At 63.4% G+C, this 14,814-nt stretch carries 14 protein-coding genes; 10 read left to right on the top strand and 4 right to left on the bottom strand.

What is annotated here, in order from left to right:
- Positions 1-179: 179 nt before the first annotated feature.
- From F8A10_RS02135 to F8A10_RS02105, 7 genes are all read left to right on the top strand, one after another.
- Positions 180-1,340, top strand: a complete 1,161-nt coding sequence (locus F8A10_RS02135) for a glycosyltransferase family 2 protein (protein WP_010393092.1) — start codon at positions 180-182, stop codon at positions 1,338-1,340.
- 21 nt (positions 1,341-1,361) lie between these two features.
- The gene (locus F8A10_RS02130; protein ID WP_010393093.1) at positions 1,362-4,328 is read left to right on the top strand and encodes a 2-oxoglutarate dehydrogenase E1 component; all 2,967 of its coding nucleotides are present in this window, start codon (positions 1,362-1,364) and stop codon (positions 4,326-4,328) included.
- Positions 4,329-4,330: 2 nt separating this feature from the next.
- Positions 4,331-5,875 carry a 2-oxoglutarate dehydrogenase complex dihydrolipoyllysine-residue succinyltransferase gene (odhB, locus tag F8A10_RS02125; protein WP_152366586.1) on the top strand — a complete coding sequence of 515 codons (1,545 nt, stop codon included), beginning with the start codon at positions 4,331-4,333 and terminating at the stop codon, positions 5,873-5,875.
- 141 nt (positions 5,876-6,016) lie between these two features.
- Entirely contained in the window at positions 6,017-6,274 is a 258-nt protein-coding gene (locus F8A10_RS02120) for a hypothetical protein (protein ID WP_152366585.1), read from the top strand.
- Complete coding sequence (locus tag F8A10_RS02115) at positions 6,274-6,666, top strand: MAPEG family protein (protein WP_085501324.1); 393 nt, start codon at positions 6,274-6,276, stop codon at positions 6,664-6,666. The genes F8A10_RS02120 and F8A10_RS02115 overlap by 1 nt, the downstream gene beginning before the upstream one ends.
- 50 nt (positions 6,667-6,716) lie before the next feature.
- Positions 6,717-8,111, top strand: a complete 1,395-nt coding sequence (lpdA, locus tag F8A10_RS02110) for a dihydrolipoyl dehydrogenase (protein ID WP_152366584.1) — start codon at positions 6,717-6,719, stop codon at positions 8,109-8,111.
- Between the two features lie 148 nt (positions 8,112-8,259).
- Positions 8,260-8,754: a lytic transglycosylase domain-containing protein gene (locus tag F8A10_RS02105; protein ID WP_029371430.1), complete on the top strand. Its 495-nt coding sequence runs from the start codon at positions 8,260-8,262 to the stop codon at positions 8,752-8,754.
- A 57-nt stretch (positions 8,755-8,811) separates the two neighbouring features.
- Here the strand turns inward: F8A10_RS02105 and F8A10_RS02100 are convergent, their stop codons facing one another.
- Positions 8,812-9,252 carry a GNAT family N-acetyltransferase gene (locus F8A10_RS02100; RefSeq protein WP_085501325.1) on the bottom strand — a complete coding sequence of 147 codons (441 nt, stop codon included), beginning with the start codon at positions 9,250-9,252 and terminating at the stop codon, positions 8,812-8,814.
- The gene (locus F8A10_RS02095) at positions 9,249-10,088 is read right to left on the bottom strand and encodes an AAA family ATPase (protein WP_010393105.1); all 840 of its coding nucleotides are present in this window, start codon (positions 10,086-10,088) and stop codon (positions 9,249-9,251) included. Before F8A10_RS02095 ends, F8A10_RS02100 begins: the two co-directional genes overlap by 4 nt.
- Positions 10,089-10,251: 163 nt before the next feature.
- On the opposite strand from F8A10_RS02095, the gene dksA reads away from it, so the two are divergent.
- Genes dksA through F8A10_RS02080 form a run of 3 tightly spaced genes read left to right on the top strand, consistent with a single transcriptional unit; the run spans position 10,252 to position 12,397 of the window.
- The gene (gene dksA / locus F8A10_RS02090; protein WP_010393107.1) at positions 10,252-10,674 is read left to right on the top strand and encodes an RNA polymerase-binding protein DksA; all 423 of its coding nucleotides are present in this window, start codon (positions 10,252-10,254) and stop codon (positions 10,672-10,674) included.
- Between the two features lie 32 nt (positions 10,675-10,706).
- Positions 10,707-11,285, top strand: coding sequence for a DJ-1/PfpI family protein (locus F8A10_RS02085; protein WP_152366583.1), 579 nt, complete (start codon positions 10,707-10,709; stop codon positions 11,283-11,285).
- Between the two features lie 17 nt (positions 11,286-11,302).
- Positions 11,303-12,397 carry an FAD-dependent oxidoreductase gene (locus F8A10_RS02080; protein ID WP_152366582.1) on the top strand — a complete coding sequence of 365 codons (1,095 nt, stop codon included), beginning with the start codon at positions 11,303-11,305 and terminating at the stop codon, positions 12,395-12,397.
- A gap of 51 nt (positions 12,398-12,448) precedes the next feature.
- Here the strand turns inward: F8A10_RS02080 and glmM are convergent, their stop codons facing one another.
- Positions 12,449-13,792 carry a phosphoglucosamine mutase gene (gene glmM / locus F8A10_RS02075; RefSeq protein WP_010393115.1) on the bottom strand — a complete coding sequence of 448 codons (1,344 nt, stop codon included), beginning with the start codon at positions 13,790-13,792 and terminating at the stop codon, positions 12,449-12,451.
- A gap of 10 nt (positions 13,793-13,802) precedes the next feature.
- Positions 13,803-14,774, bottom strand: a complete 972-nt coding sequence (gene folP / locus F8A10_RS02070) for a dihydropteroate synthase (protein WP_152366581.1) — start codon at positions 14,772-14,774, stop codon at positions 13,803-13,805.
- Between the last annotated feature and the right edge of the window lie 40 nt (positions 14,775-14,814).

Below are 14,814 nucleotides of genomic sequence, written 5' to 3'. Positions count from 1 at the left end.
CGTGGCCCCTGCCTACCTTTACTGGGGGCCGCGCCAGATCTTTTAACAGGTGCCAGATTGGACCGCCGTCGTTGCCAGATCGTCGCCAGAACCGCCGAAGCATCCCGCCTCGGTTACGGTCCCGCCGCCCTGCGCGTCGCCTGGCCCGGCACCTGCACCTTTGCCTGGGGTAAGACGCCATGACCGTCGAACCCCTTCAGGACCGTGCGCCCCTGCCCTCCCGCGCCAATGATTGGGCGCTTTGTGTTTCGACCTATAATCGCGGCAGCATCCTGTGCGATTGCGTCCGCGCGGCGCTGGCTTCGGATGAGCGCCCGGCCGAAATTATCATCGTCGATGCCAGTGCGGACTGGGCACAGAACCGCGACAATGTCGCGGCAGTGATCGCTGAAATGGGCGGCTGTCCGCTAAGTTATGAGCCCGCACAGCGCAAATCCCTGACCGTCCAGCGCAATCAGGCCGTTGCTCTGGCGCGGGCCGACATCCTGTTCATGATCGACGACGACGCGCTTTTGCATCCTGCCTGCGCAAGCCGGATCATGGCCCATTACCGCGCCGACACCCAGGGGCGGATCGCCGCCATTTCGGCCTGCAACACTTTCTGGGCGCATCAAGCAGCCAAAGCGGGCGAGCTTAAGCAGACCGGCCGCGTAAACCGGATGCTTTCCAGCCAAAGCGGACTGGCACGGCATGTGATCGACTTTGCCCTGCGCCATCTTCTGATGATCCCCGCAGACCAGCGATTCCTGCCCTATGACCCGCCCGAGCGGCGCTGGCAGGGCGATACCAGCCTGCCACAAGGGCTGGTCCGGCTGGATTTCATCGTCGGCTTTGCCCTGACCCTGCGCCGGGCCGTGGCGCTGCGCGAACCTTTTGACGAAGGGCTTGTCGGCAGTGCCATCGCCGAGGATCTGGATGCAAGCTATCGCCTTGGTCGCCACGGCATCCTTGCCATGGCCCCGGACGCGCCGATCCACCATCTTGAGGCTGCGGCAGGTCGGGACCGGCGGCGGGTGAATGCCGCGCTCGCCCTGCTCAACATCGCTTATTTCGTCCGCCGCAATTCGGCCCAGCCCGGGCGCGATCTGGCCCGCTATGCACTGTGGTATCTGCGCATGACGCTGGCCGAGCTGCCAAAAGACCTCGCCGGAGGTCGCTGGAACCTGCCGCAGACGCGCGGGGCCCTTTTGGCCGGACGTAACCTGCCCGCCCTGTGGCGCCAGCCGCGTGAAAGGCTGCAGGCATGGTATCAGGATCTTCAGACACGGCTGATGACCGGGACTTTGCCCGGCCATGGCCAGAACAATGCGACCGCCCCCGACCCGGGCGTGAACGGATAAGGATTTCCCGGAGGCAAGCCAATGAACGATCAATCTCCCAATTCGGCCTTCCACGATTCAAGCTTCCTGCAAGGTCACAACGCGACCTATGTCGAGCAGCTTTATGGCCAGTGGGCCAAGAACCCCGAGGCGGTGGATCAGGCGTGGGACGCCTTCTTCCGCAGCCTTGGCGATGACGAGGCGACCGTCACGCGCGAGGCCAGGGGCGCAAGCTGGCAGCGTCCGGACTGGCCGCCGGTTCCGGCCGACGACACCACCGCCGCGCTGACCGGCGAATGGCCCATGCTGCCCAAGGCCGAGGCCAAGGCGGCGCTGGACAAGATCGCGACCAAGGCCGCCGAAAAGGGTGTCAGCCTGTCGGACGAGCAGCTTAAGCGTGCGGTTCTGGACAGCATTCGCGCGATCATGCTGATCCGCGCCTTCCGCATCCGGGGCCATCTGCACGCCGATCTGGATCCGCTTGGCATGCGCGAGATCCCCGATCACGGCGAGCTTGATCCCAAGACTTACGGGTTCACCGACGCCGATCTGGACAGGCCCATCTTTATCGACAACGTGCTGGGACTGCAGATCGCCACGATCCGTCAGATCGTTGACCTGATGAAGCGCACCTATTGCGGTACCTTCGCGCTGCAATACATGCATATCTCGGACCCCGAGCAGGCGGCATGGCTGAAAGAGCGTATCGAGGGTTATGGCAAAGAGATCGCCTTTACCCGCGAAGGCCGCCGCGCCATCCTCAACAAACTGGTCGAGGCCGAGGGCTTTGAAAAGTTCCTGCATGTCAAATACATGGGGACCAAGCGTTTCGGCCTTGACGGTGGTGAGGCGCTGATCCCGGCGATGGAGCAGATCATCAAGCGCGGGGGGGCGCTTGGCGTCAAGGACATCGTCATCGGCATGCCCCACCGCGGTCGCCTGTCGGTTCTGGCCAATGTGATGGGCAAACCCTATCGCGCCATCTTCCACGAATTCCAGGGCGGCAGCTACAAGCCCGATGACGTGGACGGCTCGGGCGACGTGAAATATCACCTCGGCGCCTCGTCGGACCGGACCTTCGACAGCAATACCGTGCACCTGTCGCTGACCGCCAACCCCTCGCACCTTGAGGCGGTGAACCCGGTCGTGCTGGGCAAGGCCCGCGCCAAGCAGGACCAACTGTCGGACCAGACCTATCGCACCGCCGTCCTGCCGATCCTGCTGCATGGCGACGCGGCATTTGCCGGACAGGGCATCGTGGCCGAATGCTTCCAGCTTTCGGGTATTCGCGGCCACCGCACTGGCGGCACCATCCATATCGTGGTGAACAACCAGATCGGCTTTACCACGGCGCCGCATTTCAGCCGTACCTCGCCCTATTGCACCGACATCGCACTGATGGTCGAGGCGCCGATCTTCCACGTGAACGGCGACGACCCCGAAGCGGTTGTTCATGCCGCCAAGGTCGCGACCGAGTTCCGTCAGAAATTCCACAAGGACGTGGTCATCGACATCTTCTGCTATCGCCGCTTCGGTCACAACGAAGGCGATGAGCCGATGTTCACCAACCCGGTGATGTACAAGAAGATCAAGGGCCACAAGACGACTCTGCAGCTTTACACCGAGCGTCTGGTCGCTGACGGTCTGGTCCCCGAGGGCGAGATCGAAGAGATGAAGGCCGCCTTCCAGTCCCATCTGAACGAAGAGTTCGAGATCGGTAAGAACTACAAGCCGAACAAGGCCGACTGGCTGGACGGCAAGTGGTCGGGGATCGAGGCCGAACATGCCGAAGACAACCTTGGCCAGACCGGTATCGCCCCCGAAACCATGGCCGAGATCGGCGCAGCCCTGACCCGCGTGCCGGAAGGGTTTGATCTGCACAAGACCGTGGGTCGCCTGCTGGAAGCCAAGAAACAGATGTTCGAGACCGGCACCGGTTTCGACTGGGCGACGGGCGAGGCCCTGGCCTTTGGCTCGCTGCTGACCGAGGGGCATCCGGTGCGTCTGGCAGGTCAGGACTCGACCCGCGGCACCTTCTCGCAGCGCCATTCGGCCTTTATCAACCAGACCACCGAGGAACGCTATTACCCGCTGAACCACATCCGCGGCGGGCAGGCGCGTTACGAGGTGATCGACTCGATGCTGTCGGAATACGCGGTGCTTGGCTTTGAATACGGCTATTCGCTGGCCGAGCCGAACAGCCTTGTCATGTGGGAAGCGCAGTTCGGCGACTTTGCCAACGGCGCGCAGATCATGTTCGACCAGTTCATCACCTCGGGTGAAAAGAAATGGCTGCGCATGTCAGGCCTCGTGATGCTGATGCCGCATGGCTACGAAGGTCAGGGCCCCGAGCACAGCTCGGCCCGGCTTGAGCGCTGGTTGCAGCTTTGCGCCGAGGACAACTGGATCGTCGCGAACTGCACCACACCGGCCAACTACTTCCACATCCTGCGCCGGCAGCTGAAGCGGCCCTTCCGCAAGCCGCTGGTGCTGATGACGCCGAAATCGCTGCTGCGTCACCCGCTGGCGGTCTCGTCGGCCGATGAGTTCATGACCGGCTCGACCTTCAACCGGGTGCTGCTGGACGACGCCGATCGCGGCAAGTCGGAATTCAAGCTGGCAGCCGATGACAAGATCCGCCGCGTGGTGATCTGTTCGGGCAAGGTCTATTACGATCTGGCTCAGGCGCGCGACGCCGCTGGTGCGGACGATGTCTATATCCTGCGGCTTGAGCAGTTCTATCCGTTCCCGGCCCAGACCATGTCCAAAGAGCTTGAGCGCTTTAAAAACGCCGAGATCGTCTGGTGTCAGGAAGAACCCAAGAACCAGGGTGGCTGGAGCTTTGTCGAACCCAATATCGAATGGGTTCTGTCGCGCATCGGCGCCAGGCACGCACGCGCGCGCTATGTCGGCCGTAACGCGGCCGCTTCTCCGGCAACCGGTCTGGCCTCGCGCCACAAGGCCGAGCAAGAGGCGCTGGTTCAAGAAGCCATCACCGTCGGGGCCTGATAATGGCAGTGGAACTACGCGTCCCCACCCTAGGGGAATCGGTATCCGAGGCGACCGTGGCCACCTGGTTCAAGAAACCGGGTGACCGCGTCGCGGTGGATGAAATGCTGTGTGAGCTGGAAACGGACAAGGTGACGGTCGAGGTTCCCTCGCCCGTGGCAGGCAAGCTGGCCGAGATCGTCGCGCCCGAAGGCGCGGTAGTCGCACCCAACGCCCTGCTCGCGCAGATCATGGAAGAGGGCGATGCGGGCCCCGAAGAAATGTTGCCCAAGGCTGATGCGGGCACCAAGGCTCAGGAAGGACAAAAGAAGATGAGCGGAAAATCCGTCGATGTGATGGTGCCCACCCTGGGCGAAAGCGTGACAGAAGCCACGGTTGCGACCTGGTTCAAAAAGGTCGGCGATGCCGTCGCGCAGGATGAGATGCTGTGCGAGCTCGAAACCGACAAGGTCTCGGTCGAGGTCCCGGCCCCCGCCGCTGGCGTTCTGGCTGAAATCCTTGCCCCCGAAGGGGCGACGGTTGATGCCAGCGCCCGTCTGGCGATCATCACCGAAGGTGCCGCCGGTGCCGCGACCGAAGCCAGCGCCCCTGCTGCTGCAGCCGCTGCAGCTCCGGCCCCCAGTACCCCCAGCGCTGAGACCCCGGCCGCCCGCAAGGATGTCGAGGACGCACCGTCGGCCAAAAAAGCCATGGCCGAAGCCGGTATCAACCGCGACGCCGTGACCGGCACCGGCCGCGATGGCCGCGTGATGAAAGAGGATGTGGCCCGCGCCGCTGCCGCGCCTGCTGCCTCGGCCGCTCCTGCCCCTGCGGCAGCTCCGCGTGCGCCCAGCTCGGCCGAGGACGCCGCCCGCGAAGAGCGCGTCAAGATGACCCGCCTGCGCGCCACCATCGCCCGTCGTCTGAAAGACGCGCAGAACACCGCCGCGATGCTGACCACCTATAACGAGGTGGACATGAAAGGCATCATGGACCTGCGCAGCACCTACAAGGACCAGTTCGAGAAAAAGCACAAAGTCAAGCTGGGCTTCATGTCCTTCTTTGTGAAGGCCTGCTGCCACGCGCTGAAAGAAGTGCCCGAGGTCAACGCCGAAATCGACGGCGGCGACATCGTCTACAAGAACTTTGTCCATATGGGTGTTGCCGTCGGCACGCCGTCCGGCCTGGTTGTGCCGGTGGTACGTGACGCCGATCACAAGAGCTTTGCCCAGATCGAGAAGGAAATCGCCGAGCTTGGCACCCGCGCCCGCGACGGCAAGCTGACCATGGCCGAGATGCAGGGCGGCACCTTCACCATCTCGAACGGTGGCGTCTATGGCTCGCTCATGTCCTCGCCGATCCTGAACCCGCCGCAGTCGGGTATCCTCGGCATGCACAAGATCCAGGATCGCCCGGTGGTGGTCGATGGTCAGATCGTCATCCGTCCGATGATGTATCTGGCGCTGAGCTATGACCACCGCATCGTGGACGGCAAGGGCGCCGTGACCTTCCTCGTGCGCGTAAAAGAGGCGCTCGAAGATCCGCGCCGCCTGCTGATGGATCTCTGATCTCTGACGGGTCGGGGGCGGCGCGACTGCCCCCGGCCCGATCACCGCGCAACTCTTTCCGGCCTGTCCCGTTGACCTGTTGCAAGGCGCCGCGCCCCGGAAACCCGCAGGGCAGATGCGCCAAAAACAGAGGAGAGTCCCATGGCCCAGATGATCGCCCATTACCGCGTTGCCGAATACGCCCGTTTCCGCACCGCCTTTGACGCGGATGCCGAAGATCGGGGCGGTAACGGCCTGTCGCTGCTGCAGCTGTGGCGGGAAAACGATCAAAGCGCATGGGCGCTGTTTCAGGTCAGCGACGCCGGGAAAGCCAAAGCGTATCTTGAAGGGGCGGCCGGCGTCTTTAACAGCCAGGCCGGCGTTTCGGCCACCGAATTCCACTTTGTCGAGACCGCGTGATGGCAGCCGAAACCACCGCCCTTGCCCTCGCGGCGCTGCTGCAAGCTGTGCAGATCGGTCTGGCCGCGGCCTCGATGAACCGCGACGTGGGCGTGTCATGGAACGCCAGCCCGCGCGACACACAACCCGAATTCTCGGCCCTGACCGGACGGTTGCGCCGCGCGGTGAACAATCATTTCGAAGGGCTGATCCTGTTTACCATCGCCGTGGTGGTGGTGGTCCTGTCGGATGCCAGCTCACCCCTGACCGTGCTTTGCTCGTGGACCTATCTGCTGGCGCGGCTGCTTTACATTCCCGCCTATGCCTTTGGCTGGTCGCCGTGGCGATCGGTCATCTGGGCGGCTGGGTTCATCGCCACCCTGGTGATGATCGTAATCACCTTATTTACCTGAACCGAACAAGCGGCGCCGCACGCGGCCCGTGAACTGCAAGGAGAGCCCGAATGCCCACCTATGATCTGATCGTGATCGGCGCCGGTCCCGGCGGCTATGTCTGCGCGATCCGCGCCGCCCAGCTGGGGCTGAAGGTCGCCTGCGTCGAGAGGCGCGAAACCCTGGGCGGGACCTGCCTGAACGTGGGCTGCATTCCCTCAAAGGCGCTTCTCCATGCCAGCCACCTGCTGCATGAAACCCATGAGAATTTTGAGAAAATGGGCCTGATGGGTGCCAAGCCCAAGGTCGATTGGGAAAAGATGCAGGGCTATAAGGCCGAGACGGTCGGCGGGAACACCAAGGGCATCGAGTTCCTGTTCAAAAAGAACAAGATCGACTGGCTCAAGGGTTGGGCCAGCATCGAGGCCCCCGGCAAGGTCAAGGTCGGCGACACCGTTCACGAAACCAAGAACATCGTTATCGCCTCGGGCTCGGAACCGGCGAGCCTGAAAGGGGTCGAGGTCGATAACGCGGCTGGCATCGTCGTCGATTCCACCGGCGCGCTGTCCCTGCCCAAGATCCCGAAATCAATGGTGGTGATCGGTGCCGGCGTGATCGGCCTTGAGCTTGGTTCGGTCTATGCCCGTCTGGGCGCCGAGGTGACTGTTGTCGAATATCTCGACGCTATCACCCCCGGTATGGATGGCGAGGTGCAAAAGCAGTTCCAGCGCATCCTGGCCAAGCAGGGTCTGAAATTCGTTCTTGGCGCCGCCGTGCAAGAGGTCGAGGTCGAAAAGGGCAAGGCCGAGGTCAAATACAAGCTGCGCAAGGACGACAGCGAGCATGAGATCAAGGCCGAATGCGTGCTGGTCGCCACCGGCCGCCGCCCCTATGTCACCGGCCTTGGCCTCGACAAGGTCGGGGTCGCGCTGACCGATCGCGGCTTTGTTCAGATCGACAAGCATTGGCAGACCAGCGTGCCGGGCATTTATGCCATCGGCGACGCGGTGCCCGGTCCGATGCTGGCCCACAAAGCCGAGGACGAAGGTATGGCAGTTGCCGAGGTCATCGCCGGCAAACATGGCCATGTGAATTACGACATCATCCCCGGCGTGATCTATACCACGCCTGAGGTCGCCTCGGTCGGCCTGACCGAAGAGGCCGCCAAGGCCAACGACCGCAAGATCAAGGTCGGCAAGTTCCCCTTTATGGGCAACGCACGCGCCAAGGCGCTGTTCCAGGCCGAAGGCTTCGTCAAGATGATCGCCGATGCCGACACCGACCGGGTGCTTGGCTGCCATATCATCGGCCCGAACGCTGGCGAGATGATTCACGAGGTCAGCGTTGCGATGGAATTCGGTGCCTCTGCTCAGGACATCGCGCTGACCTGTCACGCCCACCCGACCTGCTCGGAGGCGGTGCGTGAGGCGGCTCTGGCCTGCGGTGACGGTGCTATTCACGCCTGATCGGCGAAACTTCACCTAAACCCGCCGCAGCGTGTGGCGGGTTTCCGCCGATGGACCGCCCGCACCGCGGGCGGTCCATTCTTTTGATTACCATCCCGGACCCGGACCCGGCTAATCCCTTGGACAATCACCAAGACAAGGGGCAGTCATGAAATCCATGATCGGACTGTTGGTGCTGGGCAGCGTTCTGGCTCTCGGCGCCTGCGGCGACAACCGGGTGGATCCCGACCGCCGGTATCTGGTCGAACCGCGCGCCTCGGCCGCCGAGGTTGCGAACCTGCATCCCAACGAGACACCCGAGCTGCGTCGGCTGATCAACAAATACGCTGCGGAATACGACGTGCCGGTTGATCTGGTGCATCGCGTCATCATCCGCGAATCGCGCCACCGGCCCGGCGCCCGCAACGGTCCCTATTATGGGCTGATGCAAATCCTGCCCGCCACCGCGCGGGGCATGGGGTATCGCGGCTCTGCCGCTGGCCTGCTGGATGCCGAAACGAACCTGAAATACGGCGTCAAATATCTGCGCGGGGCCTATCTGGTCTCGGGCGGGAACAAGGATGCCGCGGTGAAATGGTATGCCCGCGGGTATTACTACGAAGCCAAGCGCAAGGGCCTGTTGAAAGAAACCGGCCTGCGCTAAGGCGAGGGACAGCAGATCTGGAAAGGGCGGTCTTACGGGACCGCCCTTTTCGTTTGGTCAAAGCTTGCGGTTGTAGCGGATAAAGGGCGATTTCGCCGCCACCCGATCATATAGCATCCGGGCCGGATAATTGTCCTCGGCCGTCAGCCAATAGACCGCAGGCACGCCGGCAGCATCCGCCGCCTCATAAACGGCCTCGATCAGCGCGCGGGCAACACCCCTGCCCCGTGCCTCGGACGAGGTGAACAGGTCCTGCAAATAGCAGACCCCCTCATCGCGCCACAGGTTGGGGTGAAAGACGTAATGGGTCAGCCCGACCAGCCGGCCATCGACCTCGGCCACCAGCCCGTGAAAGTCGCGCGCCTCACCCGAGGACAGTCTGGCAAAGGCGCGGTCATAGAATTCAGCCGGGCGGTCAGCAAAACCATAAAAGGCCTGATAGCCCTCGTAGAGACGCTGCCAACCCCTGCGATCCTGAGGGCGAAGGGGACGGATCACCTCTGTCTCCGCGCCATAAAGGCCAGCCGTTCGAACAGCGCCACATCCTGTTCGTTCTTAAGCAGCGCACCATGCAGCCGGGGCAGCATCTCTCCGGCCGGGCGGCGCAGGTCCTCGGGGGCAAGGTCTTCGGCAAGGATCAGCTTGAGCCAGTCCAAAAGCTCGCTGGTCGAGGGTTTTTTCTTAAGCCCCTGCACCTCGCGCAGTTCAAGGAACTGGCTCAGCGCCTCGTCAAGAATGCGGCGCTTGAGCCCGGGGTAATGCACCTCGACGATACGCTTCAGCGTCTCTGCATCAGGGAACCGGATGTAGTGGAAAAAACAGCGGCGCAGAAACGCGTCGGGCAGTTCCTTTTCATTGTTCGAGGTGATGATGACCACGGGCCGGTGGCGGGCGCGCACGGTCTCTCCGGTCTCGTAGACATGGAACTCCATGCGGTCGAGTTCCTGCAAGAGGTCATTGGGAAATTCGATATCGGCCTTATCGACCTCGTCGATCAGCAGCACGACCTTGCTTTCCGCATCGAAGGCCTGCCACAGCTTGCCCTTGCGGATATAGTTGGCGATGTCATGCACGCGCGGATCACCAAGCTGGCTGTCCCGCAGCCGCGACACGGCATCATATTCGTAAAGCCCCTGCTGGGCGCGCGTGGTCGATTTCACATGCCATTCAACGATGGGCAGATTCAGGCTTGCGGCAACCTGCCGCGCCAGCTCGGTCTTGCCCGTGCCCGGCTCGCCCTTGACCAGCAAGGGCCGCTCAAGCGTGATCGCCGCATTCACGGCCATGGCGAGATCGGGGGGTGCCACATAGGTTTCGGTCGAGGAAAACTGCATCCGCCTGTCCTTTGCGCAATCTGCGCGACCCTAGCCAGCAGAGACCCGCTCTGCAAGCTGGCGGGGCAAGGCGGAACGGAAAGGGCTAGTGACAATTCCCCTGCCATACTTTAAGGGGGCCGCAAGGTCCGGGCATACAAGCCGCCCGGATGCCGGAGGAACGATGAAAGCCCAGATCTTTCTGCCTGAAGATTATCGCCCCGCCGAAGACGAACCTTTCATGAACGAGCGGCAACTTGAATATTTCCGCCGCAAACTGATTGCATGGAAGCAGGAACTTCTGGATCAATCTGCCGAGACACTCGAAGGTCTGCAGGACAGCGCGCGCAATGTGCCCGATCTCGCCGACCGTGCGTCCGAAGAAACCGACCGCTCGCTTGAGCTGCGTACCCGCGACCGTCAGCGCAAGCTGGTCGCCAAGATCGACGCAGCACTGCGGAGAATCGAGACCGGCGAATACGGCTATTGCGAAATGACGGGTGAGCCGATCAGCCTTAAGCGGCTGGATGCGCGCCCGATCGCGACCATGACGCTGGAGGCGCAAGAGCGGCACGAGCGTCGCGAGCGTGTGCACCGCGACGACTAGGCCCTGGGACGCCCCGAACCGGGGAGAATGACATGCCGGACAAGTCCATGAAACCCGTGATGATCCTGTTGCTCGACAGGTTCGCCGATTGGGAGACAGCGCAGATCTCTGGTATCGGCGCAAGTTTCTACGGGCTCGACGTCCGCTATGTCACGCCCGGCGGCGGCAACCTGCGCTCGATGGGCGGGTTACCGGTGACCGGGCTTGCCGACGCCACACCGCACGGGGATGAGGTGATCGTCCTTTGCGGCGGCGACAGCTGGCTGCGCGACGATGCCCCCGATCTGGGTGAAATGCTGCGTGCCGCCCATGACCGCGGTCAGACCATCGCTGGCATCTGCGGTGCCACGCTGGCACTTGGGCGCGCCGGACTGCTGGACGGGCGGGCACATACCTCGAACGGGCTGGAGTTTCTGCAAGGCCATCTGTCCGGCTATGCAGCCCAGGCGCATTACCGCGATGTCCCCCATGCTGTGGCCGATGGCGGCATCATCACCGCGCCCGGTTCCGCACCCGTGACCTTTGCCGCCGAGGTAATGCGTGCTGCCGGCTTGCCTGCCGATCAGGTCGAAGGCTTTGTCGCCCTCGCCAGCGCCGAGGTGATGCGCTGAACCCCCGTTCCGTCACCATCATCGGGGCCGGAATCGCCGGTCTGACCGCTGCCTGTGCCTTGGCGCAACGCGGCTATCAGGTGACGGTGCTGGAACGTGCTGCCGCGTTGCGAGAGGTCGGCGCAGGATTGCAGATCTCACCCAATGCGGTGAGGGTGATCGAGGCGCTTGGGCTTTGGCAGCGATTCGAGAAAATTTCCGTACCTTCGCGTCGGGTCGAACTGCATGATTCCGTCGGGCGAACGGTCGCAGTACTTGATCTGGCCCGCCACCGCCCAGCCGACCACTTTCGCCTTGTCCACCGCGCCAAGCTGCTTGCAATACTCGAAACAGCCGCGCGCGAGGCGGGTGTACAGATCAAGACCGGGCATCAGGTCACCGACATACCCGATGTGCCGCTGCTCATCGGTGCGGACGGGGTGAAAAGCCGACTTCGGTCCGAACTTAACGGCATCGAAACCCCCTTCTTTACCGGCCAGACCGCATGGCGGACTCTGATCCCGGCAGAACCTGATGCAGCGCCGGTGGCACAGGTCTTCATGGGTCCGGGTCGGCATCTGGTCAGCTATCCGCTTGGTGCGGGTCTGCGCAATATCGTCGCCGTCGTCGAACGCCCGGACTGGAGGGAAGAAGGCTGGTCGATTGCCGGCGATCCGGCCGAACTGCGCGCCGCCTTCGCCCGTTTTGGCGGTCCTGTACCAGAATGGCTGGCCCGCGTCGATGAGGCCAGCATCTGGGGGCTGTTCCGCCACACCGTCGCCGCCCATTGGCAGGATGGTCGCCGCGCATTGATCGGAGACGCCGCGCATCCGACCCTGCCCTTTATGGCCCAAGGCGCGGTGATGGCGATTGAGGATGCCTGGGTACTGGCCGCCTGCCTTGCCGCCGATTCTGACCAACAGTCGGCACTGGCGCGGTTCCAGGCCCTGCGCCAGCCGCGCTGCCAGCGCATCGTCGAGGCCGCCAATGCCAATGCCCGCAATTACCATCTGCGCGGCCCGACCCGTGCCGTCGCCCATGCCGGGTTGCGCGCAGTTTCGCGGCTTGCGCCGGGCAGCATGATCCGGCGTTTTGCCTGGCTTTACGATTACGACCCGACCACCGTGGTCTGAGAGGGTCGGCAAGACGACCCCCTCAGCCCTATTCCGGCACCTGCGGACAGGTCAGGCGAATTGCTCGACCGCTGCGACGATGTTTTCCACGACTTCGCGCAGGACGGTTTCGTCCTCGGCCTCGGCCATGACCCGGATCAGCGGCTCCGTCCCGGATTTTCGGATCAGCACCCGTCCCTGACCGTTCAGCCGCTCTTCGGCCCGGGCGATTTCGGCCCGGACGCTGTCCTGCGACAACGGATCGGCCCCTGCGGCATAGCGCACGTTCTTTAGCAATTGCGGCACCGGCTCAAACTGCGCCACCAGTTCCGAGGCGCGTTTACCACTGTCAGCCAGCGCGGCAAGGAATTGCAGGCTGGCGATCAGCCCGTCGCCCGTGGTTGCATAATCGGTCATCACGATATGGCCCGACTGCTCACCCCCCAGGTTAAAGCCCGCGCCGCGCATCCGCTCGACCACATAGCGGTCACCGACGGCGGTACGCTCAAGCCGCAGCCCACGCCCTTGCAGGAACCGTTCAAGCCCCAGGTTCGACATCACCGTCGCCACCAGAGCGCCGCCGCGCAGCCGGCCCTGTGTGGCCCAGCGATCGGCAAGCAGCGCCATGATCTGGTCGCCGTCAGCCACCTTACCCTTTTCATCAACGATCATCACCCGGTCGGCGTCGCCGTCCAGAGTGATCCCCAGATCAGCCCCATGTTCGACAACGGCGCGGGCGCAGGCTTCGGGGTGGGTCGAACCAACTTCGTCGTTGATGTTATAGCCGTTCGGGCTGACGCCCAGCGGGATCACTTCGGCGCCCAGTTCCCACAGCACATCGGGTGCGGCGCGATAGGCGGCGCCATTGGCGCAGTCGATCACGACCTTCAGCCCCTCCAGCCGCTGACCGGCCGGAAAGGTGGTCTTGGCGTATTCGACATAGCGCCCACGCCCATCGTCGATGCGCTTGGCGCGGCCGATGTTCTGGGGCTGGGCGGGTTCGATTTCGCCTGCGACAATCGACTCGATTTCGGCCTCGGCCTCGTCAGACAGTTTGAAACCGTCAGGACCAAAGAACTTGATGCCGTTGTCATGGGCCGGGTTGTGGCTGGCCGAGATCATGATGCCCACATCCGCCCGCATCGAGCGGGTCAGATAGCCCACCGCAGGCGTCGGCACCGGGCCGAGCAGCAGGACATTCATCCCGGTCGAGGTCAGCCCTGCCGTCAGGGCGTTTTCCAGCATATAACCCGACAGGCGGGTGTCCTTGCCAATGACGACGCGGTGGTGATCTTCGCCCTTGCGGCGGAAATAGCGCCCGGCGGCGGCACCAAGCCGCAGCGCCATCTCGGCCGTCATGGGATGAGTATTTGCCCTGCCCCGGACACCATCGGTACCAAAAAGTTTCCTGCCCATCTTTACCTGCTCATCCTGTCTCTGTCGTCGCGGCCCGCCATAGGGCGATGCCCTGCCTTGTCTCCGCCACGTCATGGACGCGGTGGATCTGGATACCCTGCGCAATCCCGGCAAGCGTCAGCGCCAGTGTACCGGCCACCCGGTCGGCCGGACGTTCGACCCCACCGATACTGCCGATGAACCGCTTGCGCGACACACCCAAAAGCACCGCGCAGCCCAGCCCATGGTAAAGCGAGATCCGGCGCAGGATAGCCAGATTATGCTCTTGCGTCTTGCCGAAACCAATGCCCGGATCGATCACGATCCTGTCGCGGGCGATACCCGCCGCTTCGGCCCGGGCGATGCGTTCGGCCAGCGCGTCATAGACGTCAAGCAGCACATCGCCATAGGTCGGGTTGTCCTGCATCATTTCGGGGATGCCCTGGGCGTGCATCAGACAGACCGGCACACCCGAAGCGGCCACCATCCCCGCCATATCGGGGTCGAAGTCAAAGCCCGACACATCATTGACCATATGTGCCCCGGCATCGACGGCTGCACGGGCCACCTCGGCCTTGCGCGTATCGACCGAGATCACGGCGAGCCCCCGCGCCGCCTCGATAGCGGGGGTGACGCGGTCAATCTCTTCCGCGACAGGCACCTCGCGGGCGCCGGGTCGGGTCGATTCGCCGCCGATGTCCAGAATCTCGGCCCCCTGCCCGGCCAACAGCCGCACCTGCCCGGCCCCGTCATAGGTACCGCCATCCGAAAAGCTGTCGGGCGTCGTATTGACGATGCCCATGATGCGCGGCTGCTGCATCGAAAGGCCCAAAAGCGAGGCACGCGGCGCGGTCAGCGCCTCAAGCACCGCATCCGGGGCGCTGTCCACGACACGCGGAGCCTCACCCCTGCGCAAAAGTTCGAATTGCGAAAAACGTACCCAGCCGCCGGCAAGCTGCCACCGGCCCGTCTCGCATGGAATAGGGCGGAAATAATCGGTCATATTTCCAAGTCTTTACGCCCCGTAGCGGGCGATTCAAGCC

It is taken from the genome of Paracoccus kondratievae, assembly GCF_009301415.1.
In the GTDB taxonomy this organism is placed as follows: Bacteria; Pseudomonadota; Alphaproteobacteria; order Rhodobacterales; family Rhodobacteraceae; genus Paracoccus; species Paracoccus kondratievae.
This window is presented reverse-complemented; position numbering and strand designations above follow the sequence as displayed.